Here is a 20,884-nt window from a genome sequence, read left to right as displayed (position 1 = left end):
TGATATGAATGCACCTTTTAGCTACTCTTCACCCACACTCAGCGTTGAGGCGTTAAAGCACTCTATCGCCTACAAGCTGATGTTTACCATCGGGAAAGATCCGGTCATCGCGAACAAACACGAGTGGCTGAACGCCACCCTGTTTGCCGTGCGTGACCGTTTAGTTGAACGTTGGCTGCGCTCCAACCGTGCCCAGCTCTCACAGGAAACGCGTCAGGTTTATTACCTGTCGATGGAATTTTTGATTGGCCGCACACTTTCCAATGCGCTGTTGTCGCTCGGTATTTATGACGACGTCAAAAACGCCCTGGAAGAGATGGGGTTAGATTTAGAAGAACTGATTGACGAAGAGAATGACCCGGGTCTCGGTAACGGCGGCCTGGGACGCCTTGCAGCCTGCTTCCTGGATTCGCTGGCGACTCTGGCGCTGCCGGGTCGTGGTTACGGTATTCGCTATGACTACGGCATGTTCAAACAGAACATCGTCGACGGACGTCAGAAAGAGTCGCCGGACTACTGGCTGGAATATGGCAACCCCTGGGAGTTCAAGCGTCACAATACGCGCTACAAAGTGCGCTTCGGTGGACGTATCCAACAGGAAGGGAAAAAATCCCGCTGGGTGGAAACCGAAGAGATCCTGGCCGTGGCCTATGACCAGATCATCCCGGGCTACGACACTGACGCCACCAACACGCTGCGCCTGTGGAGCGCCCAGGCCAGTAGCGAAATTAACCTCGGTAAATTCAACCAGGGTGACTACTTCGCGGCGGTGGAAGATAAAAACCACTCCGAGAACGTGTCCCGTGTCCTTTACCCGGATGACTCAACCTACTCCGGGCGTGAGCTGCGCCTGCGCCAGGAGTATTTCCTGGTGTCCTCGACGATTCAGGATATCCTGAGCCGTCACTACCAGCTGCACAAAACCTACGCCAACCTGGCGGAGAAAACCGCGATTCACCTCAACGACACCCACCCGGTGCTCTCCATTCCTGAGCTGATGCGCCTGCTGATCGACGAACATAAGTTCAGCTGGGATGATGCGTTTGAAGTGACCTGTCAGGTGTTCTCATACACCAACCACACGCTGATGAGCGAAGCGCTGGAAACCTGGCCGGTGGATATGCTCGGCAAAATCCTGCCGCGCCATCTGCAGATCATCTTTGAGATTAACGATTACTTCCTCAAGACGTTGCAGGAGCAGTACCCGAACGATACCGGCCTGCTGAGTCGTACGTCGATCATTGATGAGTCGAACGGCCGCCGTGTGCGCATGGCCTGGCTGGCGGTGGTGATCAGCCACAAGGTTAACGGAGTGTCCGAGTTGCACTCAAACCTGATGGTGCAGTCGCTGTTTGCTGACTTCGCGAAGATCTTCCCGACACGTTTTTGCAATGTGACCAACGGCGTGACGCCACGACGCTGGCTGGCGCTGGCCAATCAGCCGCTCTCTGAGGTGCTGGATGAGAATATCGGTCGCACCTGGCGTACCGATTTGAGCCAGCTGAGCGAGCTGGAACAGCACATTGATTTCCCGACGGTCAACAAAGCCGTGCGTGAAGCCAAGCTGCTGAACAAAAAGCGTTTGTCAGTATATCTTGCACTACACCTGAACGTAGTCGCCAACCCGAAAGCGCTGTTCGATGTGCAGATCAAGCGCATCCATGAGTACAAACGTCAGCTCATGAACGTGCTGCATGTGATCACCCATTACAACCGCATCAAGGCCGACCCTACGGCTGAGTGGGTGCCACGGGTGAAGATCTTTGCCGGCAAGGCGGCTTCCGCCTACTACATGGCCAAGCATATCATTCACCTCATCAATGATGTGGCGAAGGTGGTCAACCTGGATCCGGAAATTGGTGACAAGCTGAAGGTGGTGTTCATCCCGAACTACAGCGTCAGTCTGGCGCAGCTGATCATCCCGGCGGCGGATCTCTCTGAGCAGATTTCCACGGCAGGTACCGAAGCGTCCGGTACCAGTAACATGAAGTTTGCCCTTAACGGCGCGCTGACCATTGGTACGCTGGACGGGGCGAATGTCGAGATGCTGGAGCATGTCGGTGCAGATAACATCTTTATCTTCGGTAACACAACGGAAGAGGTCGAAGCGCTGCGTAAGCAGGGTTACTCGCCGCGTAAATATTACGAAGAGGATGAAGAGCTACGCCAGGTATTGACGCAAATCGCCACCGGCGTGTTTAGCCCTGACGAGCCTGGCCGCTATCGTGACCTGGTAGATTCGCTGATTAACTTTGGCGATCACTATCAGGTGCTGGCGGATTATCGCAGCTACGTGGATTGTCAGGATAAAGTAGACGAACTGTACCGGCAGCAGGAGAAATGGACCATTGCCGCGATGCACAACATCGCCAATATGGGGTATTTCTCGTCAGACAGGACCATCAAAGAGTATGCCGAGACGATCTGGCATATTGATCCGGTGAGGTTGTAAAAACAAAGCCGGGTGGCGGCTTCGCCTTACCCGGCCTACTTGATCCCGTAGGCCCGGTAAGCGTAGCCCCACCGGGCATTTTTTCACATCAGGACGCTAGCGACAGCTCACGCTTCCCCGCATTTTGCAGTAACCACTGCGCCACGCGAGACTGCTGCTCGGCATCCAGCCACATCCCTTCTTTAGTACGACGCCAGATGGCGTCATCCAGGCGGCGCACCCACTCGTGTTCAACCAGATAACGCAACTCGGCTTCGTACAGTTCATGGCCGAAATGTTCGCCCAGATCGGCAATCTCTTTGGCTTCACCCAGGATCCACTCCGTGTTGCTACCGTAAGTACGGGCATAATGGCGTGCCATCCCTTCGGTGATGAACGGATAGCGGCGACGCAGCTTCGCGGCATAATCATCGCGGTTATCCCCGATATCTCCGCCAGGGAGCACGGCACCTTTGGTCCATGCCGGACCAATGCCTTTATAGTACGGCACCAGTTTTTCCAGCGCGTGCTCGGCCAGCTTACGATAAGTGGTGAGTTTGCCGCCAAACACCGACAGCAGCGGTGCCTGCCCATCTACGTCGTGAATATCAAGCGTATAGTCGCGGGTGATGGCCTGCGGTGAATCCGATTCGTCATCGCACAGCGGACGCACGCCGGAGTAAGTCCAGACCACATCATTACGAGACAGCTGTTTCTTAAAGTGCGCGTTATACACTTTCAGCAGGTAGTTGACCTCGCTCTCGTCGATCTCAACGTTTTTCGGATCGCCTTTGTACTCCACGTCGGTGGTGCCGATAATCGAAAACTCGTCCATCCACGGGATCACAAACACGATGCGTTTATCTTCGTTCTGCAGAATATAAGCCTGCTTCTGAGTATGTACGCGCGGCACCACAATATGGCTGCCTTTGATCAGGCGAATACCGTACGGTGAAGGTAGGTGCATGCCTTCGTCAAAGAACTGTTTCACCCACGGACCGGTGGCGTTGACCAGGCCGCGTGCTTTCCAGCTGAATTTCTCGCCGGTATCGATGTCTTCCGCGTCGACAATCCACAGACCGTTTTCACGACGAGCAGAGGTCGCGCGGGTGCGGGTTTTCACCTCGCCGCCTTTCTTCACCACCATCTGTGCGTTCGCCAGAACCAGACGCGCATCGTCCACCCAGCAGTCGGAATATTCGAATCCGCGCACGATTTCAGGTTTAAGGACCGATTCTGAACCAAAACGCAAACCGTTCGAACCCGGCAGACTGGTGCGTTTACCCAGGTGATCGTACATAAACAGACCGATTCGGATCATCCAGGCCGGACGCAGATGCGGGCGATGGGGCAGACGGAAACGCATCGGAATCGCCAGATGCGGTGCCATTTTCAACAATACTTCACGTTCAGCCAGCGCTTCGCTGACCAGGCGGAATTCGTAGTGTTCCAGGTAGCGCAGGCCACCGTGAATCAGTTTGGAGCTGGCGGACGACGTCGCGCAGGCGAGATCGTTAGCTTCCAGCATCAGTACGGATAATCCGCGTCCTGCGGCATCGACCGCAATACCGGCACCGTTGATGCCACCGCCTATCACAATCAGATCTTTGGTTTCCATAACACCCTCATGCACTTTCGTTAAAGCTCAGAAATGTTCGATATCGCTCATAATAGCAAAGGAACGCGCTTTTGGTAACATCAAAAAAACAATTTAGAGTGATATGGATAACATAATGGCGTTTACCCGCCGCCAGGACGTACACTACGGGGTAAAATAGTGCCGTTGACCAATGTAAAGAGAACACCATGGATCAGTTTGAATGTATTAACGTAGAAGAAGCCCATCAGAAAATGCACCAGGGAACGGCGGTGCTGGTGGACATCCGCGATCCGCAGAGTTTTGCGATGGGCCACACGCCGGGCGCGTTCCACCTTACCAACGACACGCTGGGCGCGTTTATGCGCGATAACGACTTCGACACACCGGTGATGGTCATGTGCTACCACGGCAACAGCAGTAAAGGTGCGGCGCAGTACCTGCTTCAGCAGGGTTATGATGCGGTATACAGCGTCGACGGCGGATTCGATGCCTGGCATCGCCATTTCCCGGCAGAAGTTGAGTACGCGTTTGAGCGCTGATCCCGCTATACTGTCCCCTTTTGTGTGGAAATAAGCGACCGCTACCCATGTTGATGATCACCTCTTTTACCAACCCGCGTGTCGCCCAGGCGTTTGTCGACTACATGGCGACGCAGGGTGTTATTCTGACCATCCAGCAACATACTCAGACCGATGTCTGGCTGGCCGACGAGAGCCAGGCAGGGCGGGTAAACGAGGAGCTGGCGCGTTTTCTTGAGAACCCCGGCGACCCGCGCTATCTGGCTGCCAGCTGGCAATCTGGCCAGACGGGCAGTGGGTTGCATTATCGTCGTTTTCCTTTCTTTGCCACCGTGCGTGAACGTGCTGGGCCGTTTACGCTACTGCTGATGGCGGCCTGTATTGTCGTCTTTATCATTATGAACGTGGTGGGTGACCAGAGCGTGATGATCGCTCTGGCGTGGCCGTACGACCCTTCTCTGGAGTTTGATGTCTGGCGCTACTTTACCCACGCGCTGATGCACTTCTCGGTGATGCACATCCTCTTTAACCTGCTGTGGTGGTGGTATCTCGGCGGTATCGTTGAGAAGCGGCTCGGCAGCGGCAAGCTGATCGTTATCACCATTATTAGCGCCCTGCTGAGCGGCTATGTGCAGCATAAATTCAGCGGTCCGTGGTTCGGTGGGCTGTCTGGCGTGGTATACGCCCTGATGGGCTACGTCTGGCTTCGCGGGGAGCGCGACCCGGAAAGCGGCATCTATTTGCAACGCGGGCTCATAACCTTTGCGTTAATATGGCTAATTGCCGGATGGTTTGATCTGTTTGGTATGTCTATCGCCAATGGTGCACACGTCACTGGCCTGGTTGTCGGGTTGGCAATGGCCTTTGCCGACACGCTCCATGCGCGAAAACGAACATAATTCTCAGGGATAATTGATGAAACAAACACAACGTCATGACGCCATTATCGAACTGGTAAAAAAACAGGGATACGTCAGTACTGAAGAGCTGGTTGAGCAGTTTGCCGTCAGCCCGCAAACCATCCGTCGTGACCTGAACGATCTGGCCGATCAGAACCGTATTCTGCGCCACCACGGCGGGGCGGCGCTGCCGTCCAGCTCGGTCAACACCTCCTGGCACGATCGTAAAGCCACGCAGACGGCAGAGAAAGAACGCATTGCCCGTAAGGTCGCCAGCCAGATCCCTAACGGGGCGACGCTGTTTATTGATATCGGCACCACGCCGGAAGCGGTCGCCCATGCGCTGCTGGATCATGAGAACCTGCGCGTGGTCACCAACAACCTGAACGTCGCCAACACCCTGATGCAGAAAGACGATTTCCGCATTATTCTCGCGGGCGGCGAACTGCGCAGCCGCGACGGCGGGATTATCGGCGAAGCGACCCTCGACTTTATCTCTCAGTTCCGCCTCGATTTTGGCATTCTCGGGATCAGCGGCATCGACAGCGACGGCTCGCTGCTGGAGTTTGATTATCACGAGGTGCGTACCAAGCGCGCGATTATTGAAAACTCACGTCATGTGATGCTGGTGGTAGACCATTCGAAGTTTGGCCGTAATGCGATGGTAAACATGGGCAGCATCAGCATGGTGGATGCGGTGTATACAGACGTGATGCCGCCAGCGGGCGTGATGCAGGTGATTAAAGATAATAATTTGCAGCTGGAATTGTGCTAGGAATTGTGTCGGGTGGCGCTGCGCTTACCCGACCTACAAAACTCCGTAGGCCCGTGCAAGCGTAGCGCCGCCGGGCAATGAATTACACTCCGTACCCCATCATCTTCAACAATCGCTGCGCATGCTGCACCGCATCCTGACGATGCGCCACGCCCAGCTTTTGATACAGGTTGCGGATATGCGTTTTGATGGTGGTCGCCGCCACCGCCAGTTCACCCGCAATTTGTTCATTGCTGTAGCCGGAGTAGATCAGCCCCAGTACCTGCCATTCACGCTGGGTGAGCGGGCTGGTGCGGATAAGCTCCGGTACTTCCGGGTGGTTCAACAGACGTTCGACAAAGTTCTCATCGAAATGCGCAAACTTATGGCGATGGTGCTGGTTGATTTCACGCAGAATACGTTGAGCGCGATGCTGATCGAGTTCCGGCAGCGTATTAAGCTGAATCAACTGACGCAGCTGCTGCGCCATCACTTCACCTTCAATCACAAAGTGGCTGATAAACCCGGTGCGGTTCGCGAGTTGCAGCGCTTCCAGCAGTACACGCTGAGCATCATTTTTACGACCCGCCTGCCAGTAGAGCTGGTTTTGCAGCAGCAGGTTGCGGTTCAGATCGCTCATCAGACGCAGGCCGCGCGCGTTCTCGTTCAGCTCTTCCAGCACAATCTCCGCGGGCTCTAATTCACCGAGCAGGATCTGCGCGCGGGCAATGTTGCGCCACTGGCTCTGCAGGAAGTGGTTGTTAGCAAATTCCGGTTTTGGCGTCTGACGCAGCCAGTTGGCGGCGGATTTTTTATCGCCTGTCATTTGCCAGTAAATCACCCGGACCTTATCGGCGTTCGATACCCAGTCGCTATGATACTGACCGTTGCCCAGCAGGTTTTCGAGACGGTTAAGATGATTACGGGCGTTATCGAGATCGCCACGCGCCAGCGAACACTGCACCAGCAGCGCCAGACACTGCAACTGTAGCTGCGGCTGGAAGCCAGAAAGCACGTCCACACCCTGGCGGGCGCAACTTTCAGCTTCATCCAGACGTGACCATGCCCACAGGAGCTGAGCGCGAATACGCAACAGGAACTCGTGCATCGGCAACTGTTCCAGATGCTGTTCCCGAATCAGCTGGAAGGCTTTTTCCTGATTTTCCCAGGCAGCCTGCAGGAACCCCTGAGCGAACAGAATTTCGCTTTGCTGGATCAGGCTCCACAACGCGTAGTGCCAGACATCATGGCGCCGTGCCATTTGTTCAGTTTGCTGCATCAGCGAAAGGGAGCGCGTCAGCTCGCCTTTGCAGTGCAGCACTTCACCGTGTACCGACGTGGCAACGATCCGGCTGTAGAAGTTGGCCAGCGGCAGTTCATCCAGTGCGACCATCGCCAGGCGTTCGGCTTCATCCGGGTCGCCGTCGTTAATCGCCACCTGGGCCCGCAGGGCGTTAAATTCACCGTGCAGGGGCGTGTCCATGTTGCTTTCCATCTCCTGCTCCGCACGTGCCAGCAGGGTATTCACTTCGCTATAGCGATGTTGGCTCTGCATCAGCCAGGCCTGCAGCAACACCAGACGCGGGTTCTCCAGCAGACTTTCCCACGGCAGCGCTTTGAGAGACTCTTCAAGCAGCGTCAGCTCGCTGTGGTTGAACAAGCCCCACGCATGGTTGAGGAGAATATCACGCAGCATGTTGGCATCACCTGCGGCCAGCGCATGATGGATCGCCTCGCTCGGGAAGCCTTGTGCCATCCAGCTTTCGGCGGCAGCGCGATGAATTTCCGGCAGTTCAACCGCAAGCTCCCACTGGCAACGCTGGCGCAGGAAACTGCCAAACAGCGGATGGTAGCTGAACCATTCGCCGGGATCGTCCATACGCGTCAGGAACAGGCCCTGACGTTCAATTTCTTCAAGCTGTAGCTGGCCGTTTTCGCAGCCCGTCACGCGCACAATCAGCGCGTCGTTCATGGAACGCAGCAGGGAGCTTTTCAGCAGGAAGTTACGGGTAGACGGATCGACGCTGTCCAGCACCTCATCCACAAGATAATCAGAAAGATGGCTGGCATTGATCCCTGCCAGTCGACGCGCTGACTGATGCGCCGGGCTGTTGTTTTGCCGGGCAGAGAGGGCAATTAACTGCAGTGCAGTGGCCCAGCCTGCGACATCGTCACACATCCGGCTGCTTTCTGATGCCTCAATGGGGGAGGTCAGACGGCAGTCAAAGAACTGTTTCGCTTCCTGATGAGTAAAAGCCAGCTGCTGGCTGCCCACTTCCAGAAGTTGATCGCGCACGCGCAGGTTGGCAATACCCAACTGCGGCAGGTTGCGTGACAGTACCACCAGGGTCAGGTTTTCCGGTTGATGGCGCAGGAAGAAACGCATCGACTCATGAATTACCGGGTTAGTGATGAGATGGTAATCATCAATCACCACATACAGCGGGCGATGCCATTCGGCCAGTTCAATAAATAGCTGAGAGAAAAGGGAGGACATGCTGGCGTACTGGCGCTTTTGCACCATCACTTCACTGGCGACGCAGTGTCCATTGGTGGCCTGTTGAATAGCGGCAATCAAATAGCTGGCAAAACGCTCTTGCTGGTTATCGCCCTCATCAAGGGAGTACCAGCCAAGATCGCTCTTACCTGCGGCCCATTGCGAAATGAGCGTTGTTTTTCCATAGCCTGCAGGGCTCGTAACCAGCGCCAGTCGGAAATTATGCGCGCCGGAAAGTTTAGCCAACAGGCGCTCGCGGACCACTGTATGGTCAAGGCGAACCGGGCGACTTAATTTAGACGGAATCAACATAGGTTTCACTTCACTGTGGGGAACGAGAGATTTTATTTTTTTTGCGCTTCGTAATTAATACGATATAAGGTCGGCCAGAAAGAGAACTATTGCAAGTTATGTCTGGATTTGGTGGCTCTGAATTTGCACTCTGTCACAAAACATTCAGACAGATGATGGAACTTTCTGGAATGGGCTTTAACACCGCGTCAATGCTGGCTTGTATGGTTCTGGTACGGCTGCGCTGAAACTGGTTTCAGAAAGGGATAGTGACGTCAAATGTAATAAAGTTCGGGTAAAATTATAAGTGATTAATAATCTCCTTAGTTATTACCCGATTGCAGAAATATTATTCTACGTAAGTAATCATTTCAGAGGGGTTTAATTAACCCCCGAAACTGCATTTCATTTCTTTGACATTCTCCCCGGTTACTTTTTTATCTTCAGGGCACACTCGAACTATGCTCTGAGAGTGGCCTCGATCACATTTTCATGCTCATCCCCGCTACTCATCCCTGTCTAATCCCCCACAGGAGGAGGAAGAGGTGAAATGAGCCAGGCACACTAGCGCCAACTTGTGTTTTCTTTCTAAAGGATGCCGATCCCCTATGTCACAGCCTACCTTCAACAAAGCTCAATTCCAGGCTGCCCTGACGCGTCAGTGGCAGCGTTTTGGCCTTCATGCGGCAAACGAAATGACGCCTCACCAGTGGTGGCAGGCGGTGAGTGGTGCGCTCGCGGAACAGCTGGATGCTCAGCCTTTGGCAAAGCCGGTGAAAAACCAGCGACACGTGAACTACATCTCGATGGAATTCCTGATTGGCCGTCTGACGGGCAACAACCTGCTGAACCTTGGCTGGTATCAGGACGTTGGTGATGTGCTCAAAGAGCATGACATTAATCTGACCGACCTGCTTGAAGAAGAGATTGACCCCGCGCTGGGTAACGGTGGACTGGGACGTCTGGCTGCCTGCTTCCTTGACTCCATGGCGACCGTTGGCCAGTCAGCAATTGGCTATGGTCTCAACTACCAGTACGGCCTGTTCCGTCAGTCATTTGCCGATGGTCATCAGATGGAAGCGCCGGACGACTGGCACCGCAATACTTACCCGTGGTTCCGCCACAACGCGCAGCTGGATGTGCAGGTCGGGATTGGCGGGAAAGTGACGAAGCAAGGTCTCTGGGAACCGGCATTCACCATTACTGGCGAAGCCTGGGACCTGCCGGTGCTGGGTTACCGTAACGGCGTGGCGCAGCCTCTGCGTCTGTGGCAGGCGAAGCACGCGCATCCGTTCAACCTGACCAAATTCAACGACGGCGATTTCCTGCGTGCTGAACAGCAAGGTATCGACGCCGAAAAACTGACAAAAGTCCTCTACCCGAACGACAACCATCTGGCGGGTAAAAAACTGCGTCTGATGCAGCAGTACTTCCAGTGTGCCTGTTCCGTGGCGGATATCCTGCGTCGTCATCATCTGGAGGGCCGCAAGCTGGCGCAGCTGCCTGATTTCGAAGTGATTCAGCTCAATGACACACACCCGACGATCGCAATCCCGGAACTGCTGCGCGTGCTGATCGACGAGCATCAGCTGAGCTGGGATGACGCCTGGGCGATTACCAGCCGTACCTTCGCTTACACCAACCACACCCTGATGCCAGAAGCGCTGGAGTGCTGGGACGAGAAGCTGGTGAAAACACTGCTGCCGCGTCATATGCAGATCATCAACAAGATTAACGACAACTTTAAAGTGCTGGTGAAAAAGACCTGGCCTGGCGACAAAGAAGTCTGGGCGAAGCTGGCAGTGGTTCATGACAAACAGGTGCGCATGGCGAACATGTGCGTGGTAAGCGGCTTTGCCGTAAACGGTGTGGCAGCGCTGCACTCGGATCTGGTGGTAAAAGATCTGTTCCCGGAATATCACCAGCTGTGGCCGACCAAATTCCACAACGTGACAAACGGCATCACGCCGCGTCGCTGGATCAAGCAGTGCAACCCACTGCTGGCAGGGCTGCTGGACAAAACCCTGAAGAAAGAGTGGGCCAACGATCTGGACCAGCTCATCAACCTGGAAAAATACGCCGACGACGCGAAATTCCGCGAGCAGTACCGTGCGATCAAGCGGGAAAACAAAGTTCGCCTGGCAGCGTTTGTCAAAGCGCGTACCGGAATTGAGATCAACCCGAATGCCATTTTTGACATTCAGATCAAACGCCTGCACGAGTACAAACGTCAGCACCTGAATCTGCTGCACATTCTGGCGCTGTACAAAGAGATCCGCGAGAACCCGCAGGCTGACCGCGTACCACGCGTGTTCCTGTTCGGTGCGAAAGCGGCACCGGGCTACTACCTGGCGAAAAACATCATTCTGGCAATCAACAAAGTTGCTGAAGTCATCAACAACGATCCGAAAGTCGGCGACAAGCTGAAAGTGGTGTTCCTGCCGGATTATTGTGTCTCGGCGGCTGAAATGCTGATCCCGGCGGCAGATATCTCCGAGCAGATTTCTACGGCAGGTAAAGAAGCATCCGGTACCGGCAACATGAAGCTGGCGCTTAACGGCGCGCTGACGGTTGGCACACTGGACGGTGCAAACGTCGAAATCGCCGAGAAAGTGGGTGAAGAGAATATCTTCATTTTCGGTCATACCGTGGAAGAGGTGAAAGCCATCAAGGCCAAAGGCTATGACCCGGTGAAATGGCGTAAGAAAGACAAAGTGCTTGATGCGGTGCTGAAGGAACTGGAAAGCGGTAAATACAGCGACGGCGACAAGCACGCGTTTGACCAGATGCTGCACAGCATGGACAAGCATGGCGGTGACCCGTATCTGGTGATGGCGGACTTCACAGCCTATGTCGACGCACAAAAACAGGTTGATGTTCTGTATCGCGACCAGGAAGCCTGGATCCGGGCGTGCATTCTGAATACCGCCCGCTGCGGTATGTTCAGCTCTGACCGCTCAATTCGTGATTATCAGGCCCGTATCTGGCAGGCAAAACGCTAAGGAAGCGCGATGGAGAGTAAACGTCTGGACAGCGCCGCGCAGGCGGCGGGGATCAGCCTCAGTTACATTAATGCTCACGGCAAACCGCAGTCTATTGGCGCAGACACCAAAAGACGTTTGCTGGATGCCATGCACAAAACCGACGCGAAAGCGTCGGTTGCGCCGGTGCCGAATGTGAAGGTATTCACCGCAGGCAAAAAGATGCCTCTGGCGGTGGAGGGGCAGGGCGAGTTTAGCTGGCTGCTTACCACCGAAGAGGGGCATCAGCACAAAGGTCACGCCACCGGCGGCAAAATGCTAAACCTTCCGGCAAAACTGCCGGAGGGCTATCACACCTTAACGCTCACCCAGGACGACCAGCGATACCCTTGTCGGGTGATTGTGGCGCCAAAACGTTGCTATGAACCGCAGGCGTTGCTTGAAGGTAAAAAGCTGTGGGGTGCCTGCGTGCAGCTCTACACGTTGCGTTCCGACAGCAACTGGGGCATCGGTGATTTTGGCGACCTGAAAAAAATGCTGGCATCGGTGGGGGAGCGCGGCGGCGCATTTATTGGTCTTAACCCTATTCACGCGCTCTATCCGGCCAACCCGGAGAGCGCCAGTCCGTATAGCCCGTCGTCCCGTCGCTGGCTGAACGTCATCTATATCGACGTTAACGCGTTAGATGACTTCAAAAACAGCAAAGAAGCGCAGGCATGGTGGAAACTTCCGACCACCCAGCAGATGCTGAAACAGGCTCGTGACGCGGAATGGGTTGATTACTCTACGGTTACCTCGCTGAAGATGGCGGCTTTACGCCTGGCGTGGAAAGGTTTTGCCCGGCGCGATGATGAGCAGATGGCGGCTTTTCGTCAGTTTGTTACCCAGGAGGGCGAAAGCCTTTACTGGCAGGCGGCATTTGACGCATTGCACGCATACCAGGTGAAAGAGGATGAAATGCGCTGGGGCTGGCCGGTATGGCCGCAAGCGTATCAATCTGTTGATACCCCGGAAGTGAAAGCGTTCTGTAAGAAGCATGCTGACGAGGTGGATTTCTACCTGTGGCTGCAGTGGCTGGCGTACAGCCAGTTTGCTGCCTGCTGGCAGGTAAGCCAGGGCTACAAGATGCCGATCGGCCTGTATCGTGACCTGGCCGTGGGTGTGGCTGAAGGCGGGGCGGAAACCTGGTGTGACCGTGAACTTTACTGCCTGAAAGCCTCTGTGGGGGCGCCACCGGATATCCTTGGCCCGCTCGGTCAGAACTGGGGCTTACCGCCGATGGATCCGCACGTGATGGCGGCGCGTGCTTACGAGCCGTTTATCGACCTGCTGCGCGCTAACATGCAGAACTGCGGGGCGCTGCGTATCGACCATGTGATGTCCGTGCTGCGTCTGTGGTGGATCCCATACGGTGAAACGGCGGACCACGGGGCGTATGTACAGTATCCGGTTGACGATCTGCTGTCGATCCTGGCGCTGGAAAGTAAGCGCCATCAGTGCATGGTGATCGGTGAAGATCTGGGTACTGTGCCAGTGGAGATTGTCAGTAAACTGCGTGATAGCGGTGTGTATTCCTATAAAGTGCTCTATTTTGAAAACGACCATGAGAAAACCTTCCGCGCGCCGAAAGCGTACCCTGAACAGTCAATGGCAGTCGCGACGACGCATGATCTTCCTACGCTGCGTGGCTATTGGGAAAGCGGTGATCTGACGCTCGGTAAAACGCTGGGGCTGTATCCTGATGAAGAGGTGTTACGCGGTCTGTATCAGGATCGTGAGCTGGCGAAGCAGGGCTTGCTGGATGCCTTGCATAAGCATGGCTGTCTGCCGAAACGTGCCGGGCATAAGGCGTCGCTGATGGCGATGACCCCGACGCTCAACCGTGGCTTGCAGCGCTATATTGCTGACAGCAACAGTGCCCTGCTGGGTCTGCAACCGGAAGACTGGATTGATATGGCCGGGCCGGTGAACATTCCGGGAACCAGCTATCAGTACAAGAACTGGCGTCGCAAGTTGTCCGTGAGTCTTGAGAAGATGTTTGCCGATGATGGGGTGAACAAGCTGATTAAGGATTTGGATAAGCGCAGAAGAGCAGTAGTGAAGAAGAAATAAAAAAGAACCCGCCAGTTGGCGGGTTCTTTTTTTACATCAGATAACCATATTCAACAGCAGAACCCCGACCAGACCGCACACTGAAATAATGGTTTCCAGCGCAGACCAGGACTTGATGGTTTCACCGATAGTCAGGTTGAAGTACTCCTTGAACAGCCAGAAGCCCGGATCGTTTACGTGAGAGAAAATCACGCTACCGGAACCGACTGCGATAACCATCAGCTCAGGGCTAACACCTGTCGTGGCAATCAGCGGCGCAACGATACCACCGGCGGTGATGGCGGCCACGGTCGCAGAACCGAGTGCAATACGCAGAACCGCGGCGATAGACCAGGCCATCAGGAGCGGTGACACGTTAGTTTCATGCATCATGGCCGCGATGTATTTATCCACGCCGCTGTCGACCAGTACCTGCTTGAACGCACCGCCACCGCCGATGATCAGGAGCATCATGGCAATGATTTTGATGGAGGAGGTCAGCGTGTCGTTGATCTGATCCATTGAACGACCACGGTTCAGACCAAAGGTGAACATCGCGATCAATACCGCAATCAGGGTTGCCATCACCGGGTCGCCCAGGAACTCCGCAACGGACAGGAACGGGTGACCTTTCGGCAGGATCATCTCTGCCACGGCACGCATCGCCATCAGGATAACCGGCACCAGAGAGGTCCAGACGCTGACGCCAAAGCCAGGCATCTCTTCTTCGGTGAAGGTTTTTGCGCTGTATAGACCTTCCGGGATTGGCTTATCAATGCCTTTCAGGAAACGGGCATACACCGGGCCTGCCAGGATCACTGTTGGGATAGCGAGAATGGTGCCGAACAGCAGCGTTTTACCCATATCGGCGTGGAAGATGGTCGCGATAGCGGTTGGACCCGGGTGCGGTGGCAGGAAGCCATGCGTCACGGACAGCGCTGCGGCCATTGGTACACCGACATACAGCAGAGGGATGTTTGCCGCCGCCGCAATGGTGAACACCAGTGGCAGCATCAGCACAAAGCCTACTTCATAGAACAGCGCGAAACCGACGGTAAAACCGGTTAATACCACCGCCCACTGGATGTTCTTCTTACCAAATTTGGCAATGAGCGTGGTGGCAATACGTTGAGCACCACCGCAGTCCGCCAGCATTTTGCCGAGCATGGCACCGAAGCCCATGATCAACGCCAGGCTGCCGAGCGTCCCGCCGACACCGGCTTTAATTGAGCTGATGACTTTCACCAGCGGCATCCCTTGCATCAGACCGACTGCAAGTGCCACCAGAACCAGAGCGATAAATCCGTTCATTTTGAAACGGATCATCAAGAGCAGTAATAACACAACACCGATAGCAACGATGACTAATGGCATGATTTACCTGGCCTTTGAATTGTTATGGGTAACGTCATTGTTTCAACGACAAATTCCGATTGTCCCAACTGGGAACAGAGTGATTACGGCACTAGTACTGATACCTTGGAAACCAATAAGTTTAGTCGGCTGTTATGAGAGTGCTTAGTGCCCATGAGAATGATACGGGTAACATGATGTGATTGAGAATCACCCTGGGAGGCTAAATTTGAATTATGAGACGCAGGTCAACATATGGAGGGAATGAAGGGGGAGAAGCGAGGCCCGGTAAGCACAGCGCCACCGGGCGATTAAGACGGGCACTGAATCAGTAGTAAGAGTGCTCGCCGCGCTGGTGTTCGGTCAGATCACGCACGCCTTTCAGTTCCGGGAATTCGTTCAGCAGCTGCTTTTCGATCCCTTCTTTCAGGGTCACATCGACCATGGAACACCCGTTACAGCCGCCGCCAAACTGCAGAATGGCGAAGCCTTCGTCGGTGATTTCCATCAGGGAAACACGACCACCGTGGCCCGCCAGCTGTGGGTTGATCTGGGACTGCAGAAGACACTCTACGCGCTCCATCAGCGGTGCATCGTCTGCCACTTTACGCATTTTCGCGTTTGGCGCTTTCAGGGTCAGCTGAGAACCCAGCTGGTCGGTGACGAAGTCGATCTCCGCATCTTCAAGATACGGTGCGCTCAGCTCATCAACGTAGGCGGTGAGCTGTTCAAATTTAAGGGCTGTGTCAGTTGCTTCTACCGCATCCGGCGGACAATAAGAGACACCACATTCTGCATTCGGAGTGCCTGGATTGATCACAAACACGCGGATCTGCGTCCCTTCTTCCTGATTTGCCAGCAGTTTGGCAAAGTGCGCTTGTGCAGAATCGGAAATACGGATCATAGCTTTGGCCTAATAGTTGACTAAATTACCTGGGTATAATCATACGCCCATTGAAGAAGGGCTACAAGGTACGGCACAGACACCATACCTGAACCGACGCGGCGCCGCTTCGCAAAAGCAGTCGGGAAAGTTCAGCAACGGTACTGCCTGTGGTGACGACATCATCCACAATCGCGATATGGAGGCCTTTGACCGCTAATTCAAGGCGAAAGGCATTTTTGAGGTTTTTTTTGCGAAGCCGGGCGTTGAGCTGATGCTGGATGGCGGTGGCATGGACACGCGTGATCGCGGCGGCATCATACTCACAGCCGAGCCAGCGGGCGAGTGGGCGACATAGCAGGTCACTCTGGTTGTGGCCGCGCCGCCAGTGTCGGCGTCGGTATAAGGGGACATTCACCACCCTGTCGATTTTCGGCAGGGTGCGGCTACGACGAGCCTGTAACACCGCCAGCAATAACAGGCGGGCGAGAGGTTGCGCCAGCGAACTCTGACCGGAAAACTTCAGGGCGTGAATGAGCCTGCTCAACGGTGGAACATAATCATCCACCGCCACCAGCGCGCTCCAGGGCGGGGATTTTTTCAGGCAGCGTCCGCAGGGTATATGTCGGCTCGTGGCCGGTAAACCACATTGTGGGCAGACCGTGAGACGTCCTTCCAGCGACCGCGTACAGACGGAACAGATCCCCCACCCACTGAGTGCAAGTGGCATTTGGCATAGCCAGCACAAGCCGGGCACTGTTAGCATGTGCAACCTCCATGTGAAATAAAGAGAACAGTAACTGATGAAGACGCTGTGGTGGCAGACTGTAGGGACAGGAAATTGCCATCTTGTGCTGCTGCACGGATGGGGCCTGAATGCGGAAGTATGGAATTGCATAAACGAGGAACTGGCCTCGCATTTCACGCTGCATCTGGTGGACTTACCGGGTTTTGGTCGCAGCCGTGGTTTTGGCCCTATGTCGCTTGATGAGATGGCGCAGCAGGTTCTGGCCGCCGCGCCACAAAACGCTATCTGGCTGGGCTGGAGCCTGGGCGGGCTGGTGGCAAGCCAGATTGCGCTCTCCCGACCAGAACGCGTGAGCGCGCTGGTGACCGTGGCCTCGTCGCCATGCTTTAGTGCACAAGCGTCGTGGCCGGGTATAAAACCGGATGTGCTGGCGGGCTTCCAGCAACAGCTGAGTGAAGATTTTCAGCGGACCGTTGAACGGTTCCTCGCATTGCAAACGATGGGGACCGAAACCGCACGTCAGGATGCGAGAGCATTGAAGCAGACCGTGCTTTCCCTGCCGATGCCGGACGTGGCGGTGCTTAACGGTGGTCTTGAGATCCTGAAAACGGTTGATCTGCGTGAACCGCTGTCTGCGCTGACGATGCCGCATCTGCGTATCTATGGCTACCTCGACGGACTGGTGCCGCGGAAAGTGGTTCCATTGCTGGATTCGCTCTGGCCGGAAAGTGAATCGCAGATCATTGCCAAAGCGGCCCATGCCCCGTTTATCTCTCATCCGGCGGAGTTTTGTGCAGCGCTCATTGCGTTAAGTCAACGTTTAGACTGATTAATTTCTATCCAGCCTGGAAAAAGTGATACACCGCAACCATACTCCAGAGGTCGTTGCGGTGGTTCTGCCTACGACAATCAAAACAACAATCCTAAGGAGAGTCAGGCTATGAAACTTGTTACAGGTATTGTCACTTCTCTGGTTATTGGGTCACTTTCATTTGGCGTCTTTGCGGCAAAAGAGCTGGAAAAAGATAAAGTTGCCGGGATGAATCTGACCAAAATTGGTGAGATTTCTACGTCTGACACCACCGCGCCGATGGACGCTCGCAGAGAGTTGTCGAAGAAAGCGGATGAACTGGGCGGGAAGTATTATGTGGTAACCAGTGCGAATAAAGATACAAAAAACGTGCGCGCAACGGCGGAAGTGTATAAGTAATACGATAAAGCCGGGCATCTCTGCCCGGCTTTATTAACGCAAAGCCCACCACTCCTTGAGGCAGGCTTTACCTTCCGGGCAGCGTTTACAACTGCCGGAGAGACAGCCGTCCGCGTCTTCCTGAATCCGCACGGCTTTCCCCATGGCTTCCAGTCTTTCCAGCATGGCATCGATCATCGGCTGCGGCGTATGCAGGCTGAGGCTCAGCTGTTTCGCCTCCATCCGCCCTTGTAATGCCAGCAGATCACGAACCTGAATCAACGATGCCATGGCTTACTCCTTAGTGACAGTCACCCGCCGGGCTGCTGCAACAAGTGGCGGCGGTTTTACGGTTTGCCAGCAGGTCGATATCGACGCGGCTGCGTGCCCGGCGTAGCAGACTGATAACTAACACGTTAAAGAGGACAACTGCCAGAATACAGACCAGGCTATAACGCGGGTGCTGGCTAAAGTTAACGGCCTGGTAAAAGAGCGTCGCCAGCGAGTAAGCAATGTTTAACCCCCACAGAATGGAGAATCCCATCCAGCCACGGCTGGACTCACGGGAAATCGCCCCCATCACGGAGATGCACGGAATATAGAGCAGGACAAAGATGAGGTAGCTGTAAGCTGCAGACTCGCTGCCAAACTTCTCACTCATCACGCCCATAGCCCCCGTCGCCATTTCACCGTCGCCTTTGCTGGCTTCAATAGGGTTTGCCAGCACGCTCAGGCTGAAGGTGTCTTTCAGGCTCTGCCAGGTTTCCTCTACTGCACCCAACAGTTCGTTACCGAGGTGAAACTCTGCCGGATTAAATTCCTGCTCCTGAATGTTCTCAGCGGTGTAAAGCGTGTTCAGGGTGCCGACAACCACCTCTTTTGCCATCGCACCCGTGAACAGGCCAACCGTCGCCTGCCAGTTATCCTCATGCACGCCAATCGGTTTGAAGACTGGCGTGATGACGCGGCTGACGGAGGCAAGAGCAGAATCGTTGATGTTATCTGCCGCCTGCCCGCTGAGGGTGAAGCTGTTCAACGCGCTCAGGAAAATGCTGACGATGACAATTACCTTACCGGCGCGCAGCACAAAGCCTTTCAGGCGCTGCCAGGTCTGGATCGCCAGGCTTTTTAGATGCGGCACGTGATACACCGGCAGCTCCATCACAAACGGCGACGCTTCACCGCGCATGATGGTGTGCTTCAGCATCAGACCGGTGAGGATCGCCATCACGATACCCAGCACATACAGCGAAAAGACCGCCAGCGCGCCCTGTTGGCCAAAGAAGGCTGCCGCAAAAACCGCAAAGATGGCCAGACGGGCACCGCAGGACATAAACGGCGCCATCATGATGGTCATCAGACGTTCACGCGGTGCATCCAGGGTACGTGCGCCCATCACCGAGGGTACGTTACAGCCGAAGCCAACAATCAGCGGGACGAAGGATTTACCCGGCAGACCCAGCGCCTGCATCAGACGATCCATCACGAACGCGGCGCGCGCCATGTAACCGGAATCCTCCAGGAAGGAGAGGAACAGATACATCATGCCAATTTGCGGCACCAGTGGCAGAACGGTATTGATACCGCCACCGATCCCCTGGGCAAGGAAAATGGTTAGCCATTCCGGGAAGTGCAGGGTGTAACCCACCCACTGAATACCGTGTACGAAGACCGCGACGGAACCCGCATCGAAAATAGGCTGCAGCGCGCCACCGATGTTAATGGCGAGCAGGAACATTACGTACATCACCAGCAGGAAGATCGGCAAACCCAGGAAACGGTTAAGCACAATCTTGTCTACCGCAGCGGTAAAACGGCTCGGTTCCGCCGTAAGGGCGTTACTGACAACGTCGCAAATTGAGGCAATTGCCTGGTAACGTGCATCGGCGATGTGCAGGGCCGGGTCATCCAGCTCGTCGCTAAGACGGGCGATTGTGACATCCAGTTTATCTGCCGCATGCCCGGCGTATGCACGGCTGTAGATATCCCCTTCCAGCATCTGCAGGCCGAGCCACAAACGCTGTTTTTCGGGCATGCTTTTGTCCATTTCCTCTGCCAGAAGACCAGCTTCGCGCAGAAGTGGTTGCGCGTAATGCACCAGCTCAACGTCGCGATTCCCCGTATGACGGTCAATCGCCAGCTTCAGCGCATCAATGCCGCGAGCACGCGTCGACACCAGCGGAACCACCGGGCAACCCAGGCGCGCTGAGAGAGCATCGACGTCGATGCGCAGCTTCTGTTTCTCGGCAATGTCGAGCATGTTAAGCGCCACGATGCAGGGAATACCCAGTTCCAGCAGTTGCAGCGTCAGATAGAGGTTACGCTCAAGATTGGAAGCGTCGACCACGTTGATCAGGAGATCCGCGTCGCCGCCAAGAATATAGTGGCAGGCAATTTGCTCATCGAGCGAGGTTTGCGACGAAATGGTGGTTAAGGAGTAGGTGCCGGGAAGGTCAACCAGCGTCACCTGGTTGTCTGTCGTCGTGAACTGGCCTTCTTTACGCTCAACCGTCACACCTGCCCAGTTACCCACGCGCTGACGCGCTCCGGTTAACTGGTTAAATAACGTGGTCTTGCCGGAATTTGGATTACCAATTAAGCCAATAGTTAATTTTTTCATTTTAGTAGACTCACTGAAACCGCTGGCTT

The 20,884-nt window shown here is 55.0% G+C and carries 15 protein-coding genes; 8 read left to right on the top strand and 7 right to left on the bottom strand.

The annotated features are described in order from the left end of the window. The first annotated feature begins 4 nt into the window (after positions 1-4). Positions 5-2,452, top strand: a complete 2,448-nt coding sequence (gene glgP, locus ACLHV8_RS20790) for a glycogen phosphorylase (protein WP_049005380.1) — start codon at positions 5-7, stop codon at positions 2,450-2,452. An 88-nt stretch (positions 2,453-2,540) separates the two neighbouring features. On the opposite strand, the gene glpD is transcribed toward glgP, so the two are convergent. Continuing rightward, positions 2,541-4,049 carry a glycerol-3-phosphate dehydrogenase gene (glpD, locus tag ACLHV8_RS20785; protein WP_028018040.1) on the bottom strand — a complete coding sequence of 503 codons (1,509 nt, stop codon included), beginning with the start codon at positions 4,047-4,049 and terminating at the stop codon, positions 2,541-2,543. 188 nt (positions 4,050-4,237) lie between these two features. Between glpD and glpE the strand changes: the two genes are divergently transcribed. The 3 genes from glpE to ACLHV8_RS20770 are packed head-to-tail and all read left to right on the top strand — an operon-like array spanning position 4,238 to position 6,223. Continuing rightward, complete coding sequence (gene glpE / locus ACLHV8_RS20780; protein ID WP_014885552.1) at positions 4,238-4,570, top strand: thiosulfate sulfurtransferase GlpE; 333 nt, start codon at positions 4,238-4,240, stop codon at positions 4,568-4,570. Positions 4,571-4,617: 47 nt separating this feature from the next. Beyond that, positions 4,618-5,448: a rhomboid family intramembrane serine protease GlpG gene (glpG, locus tag ACLHV8_RS20775; RefSeq protein WP_028018039.1), complete on the top strand. Its 831-nt coding sequence runs from the start codon at positions 4,618-4,620 to the stop codon at positions 5,446-5,448. 16 nt (positions 5,449-5,464) lie between these two features. Next, positions 5,465-6,223: a DeoR/GlpR family transcriptional regulator gene (locus ACLHV8_RS20770; protein WP_008503060.1), complete on the top strand. Its 759-nt coding sequence runs from the start codon at positions 5,465-5,467 to the stop codon at positions 6,221-6,223. 82 nt (positions 6,224-6,305) lie between these two features. On the opposite strand, the gene malT is transcribed toward ACLHV8_RS20770, so the two are convergent. Next, positions 6,306-9,011 (bottom strand): HTH-type transcriptional regulator MalT, encoded by a 2,706-nt coding sequence (gene malT, locus ACLHV8_RS20765; RefSeq protein ID WP_208594532.1) that lies wholly within the window; start codon positions 9,009-9,011, stop codon positions 6,306-6,308. A gap of 587 nt (positions 9,012-9,598) precedes the next feature. Between malT and malP the strand changes: the two genes are divergently transcribed. Both malP and malQ read left to right on the top strand, forming a co-directional pair. After that, entirely contained in the window at positions 9,599-11,992 is a 2,394-nt protein-coding gene (gene malP / locus ACLHV8_RS20760) for a maltodextrin phosphorylase (RefSeq protein WP_208594533.1), read from the top strand. Between the two features lie 9 nt (positions 11,993-12,001). After that, entirely contained in the window at positions 12,002-14,083 is a 2,082-nt protein-coding gene (gene malQ, locus ACLHV8_RS20755) for a 4-alpha-glucanotransferase (RefSeq protein WP_208594534.1), read from the top strand. A gap of 36 nt (positions 14,084-14,119) precedes the next feature. On the opposite strand, the gene gntT is transcribed toward malQ, so the two are convergent. From gntT to gntX, 3 genes are all read right to left on the bottom strand, one after another. Further along, positions 14,120-15,436 (bottom strand): gluconate transporter, encoded by a 1,317-nt coding sequence (gntT, locus tag ACLHV8_RS20750; protein ID WP_014171973.1) that lies wholly within the window; start codon positions 15,434-15,436, stop codon positions 14,120-14,122. 307 nt (positions 15,437-15,743) lie between these two features. Further along, positions 15,744-16,319 (bottom strand): Fe-S biogenesis protein NfuA, encoded by a 576-nt coding sequence (gene nfuA / locus ACLHV8_RS20745; RefSeq protein ID WP_208594535.1) that lies wholly within the window; start codon positions 16,317-16,319, stop codon positions 15,744-15,746. Between the two features lie 61 nt (positions 16,320-16,380). Then, positions 16,381-17,064 (bottom strand): DNA utilization protein GntX, encoded by a 684-nt coding sequence (gntX, locus tag ACLHV8_RS20740; RefSeq protein WP_208594536.1) that lies wholly within the window; start codon positions 17,062-17,064, stop codon positions 16,381-16,383. A 37-nt stretch (positions 17,065-17,101) separates the two neighbouring features. Here gntX and bioH point away from each other — a divergent pair, with 37 nt between their 5' ends. Together bioH and ACLHV8_RS20730 are read left to right on the top strand one after the other, a co-directional pair. Further along, a complete protein-coding gene (bioH, locus tag ACLHV8_RS20735; protein ID WP_049005384.1) occupies positions 17,102-17,875 on the top strand; it encodes a pimeloyl-ACP methyl ester esterase BioH in 774 nt (257 codons plus the stop codon). A gap of 111 nt (positions 17,876-17,986) precedes the next feature. Then, positions 17,987-18,256 (top strand): YdgH/BhsA/McbA-like domain containing protein, encoded by a 270-nt coding sequence (locus tag ACLHV8_RS20730; RefSeq protein ID WP_049005385.1) that lies wholly within the window; start codon positions 17,987-17,989, stop codon positions 18,254-18,256. Positions 18,257-18,289: 33 nt separating this feature from the next. Here the strand turns inward: ACLHV8_RS20730 and feoC are convergent, their stop codons facing one another. Both feoC and feoB read right to left on the bottom strand, forming a co-directional pair. Continuing rightward, the gene (gene feoC / locus ACLHV8_RS20725; RefSeq protein ID WP_208594537.1) at positions 18,290-18,526 is read right to left on the bottom strand and encodes a [Fe-S]-dependent transcriptional repressor FeoC; all 237 of its coding nucleotides are present in this window, start codon (positions 18,524-18,526) and stop codon (positions 18,290-18,292) included. 10 nt (positions 18,527-18,536) lie between these two features. Beyond that, a complete protein-coding gene (feoB, locus tag ACLHV8_RS20720) occupies positions 18,537-20,855 on the bottom strand; it encodes a Fe(2+) transporter permease subunit FeoB (protein WP_208594538.1) in 2,319 nt (772 codons plus the stop codon). Positions 20,856-20,884 lie beyond the last annotated feature (29 nt).

This window comes from Enterobacter sp. CPE_E863 (genome assembly GCF_046521465.1).
Lineage (GTDB): Bacteria > Pseudomonadota > Gammaproteobacteria > Enterobacterales > Enterobacteriaceae > Enterobacter > Enterobacter adelaidei.
Note: the sequence above shows the minus strand (reverse complement) of the source record. Positions and strands in the feature narration are given on the sequence as shown.

Excerpts from the sequence above, each read along its gene's own strand:
- malQ (WP_208594534.1), top strand. The coding sequence starts at position 12,002 with ATGGAGAGTAAACGTCTGGACAGCGCCGCGCAGGCGGCGGGGATCAGC.
- ACLHV8_RS20730 (WP_049005385.1), top strand. The coding sequence starts at position 17,987 with ATGAAACTTGTTACAGGTATTGTCACTTCTCTGGTTATTGGGTCACTT.
- feoC (WP_208594537.1), bottom strand. The coding sequence starts at position 18,526 with ATGGCATCGTTGATTCAGGTTCGTGATCTGCTGGCATTACAAGGGCGG.
- malT (WP_208594532.1), bottom strand. The coding sequence starts at position 9,011 with ATGTTGATTCCGTCTAAATTAAGTCGCCCGGTTCGCCTTGACCATACA.
- gntT (WP_014171973.1), bottom strand. The coding sequence starts at position 15,436 with ATGCCATTAGTCATCGTTGCTATCGGTGTTGTGTTATTACTGCTCTTG.
- malP (WP_208594533.1), top strand. The coding sequence starts at position 9,599 with ATGTCACAGCCTACCTTCAACAAAGCTCAATTCCAGGCTGCCCTGACG.
- feoB (WP_208594538.1), bottom strand. The coding sequence starts at position 20,855 with ATGAAAAAATTAACTATTGGCTTAATTGGTAATCCAAATTCCGGCAAG.
- gntX (WP_208594536.1), bottom strand. The coding sequence starts at position 17,064 with ATGCTAACAGTGCCCGGCTTGTGCTGGCTATGCCAAATGCCACTTGCA.
- glgP (WP_049005380.1), top strand. The coding sequence starts at position 5 with ATGAATGCACCTTTTAGCTACTCTTCACCCACACTCAGCGTTGAGGCG.
- ACLHV8_RS20770 (WP_008503060.1), top strand. The coding sequence starts at position 5,465 with ATGAAACAAACACAACGTCATGACGCCATTATCGAACTGGTAAAAAAA.
- nfuA (WP_208594535.1), bottom strand. The coding sequence starts at position 16,319 with ATGATCCGTATTTCCGATTCTGCACAAGCGCACTTTGCCAAACTGCTG.
- glpE (WP_014885552.1), top strand. The coding sequence starts at position 4,238 with ATGGATCAGTTTGAATGTATTAACGTAGAAGAAGCCCATCAGAAAATG.
- bioH (WP_049005384.1), top strand. The coding sequence starts at position 17,102 with ATGAAGACGCTGTGGTGGCAGACTGTAGGGACAGGAAATTGCCATCTT.
- glpD (WP_028018040.1), bottom strand. The coding sequence starts at position 4,049 with ATGGAAACCAAAGATCTGATTGTGATAGGCGGTGGCATCAACGGTGCC.
- glpG (WP_028018039.1), top strand. The coding sequence starts at position 4,618 with ATGTTGATGATCACCTCTTTTACCAACCCGCGTGTCGCCCAGGCGTTT.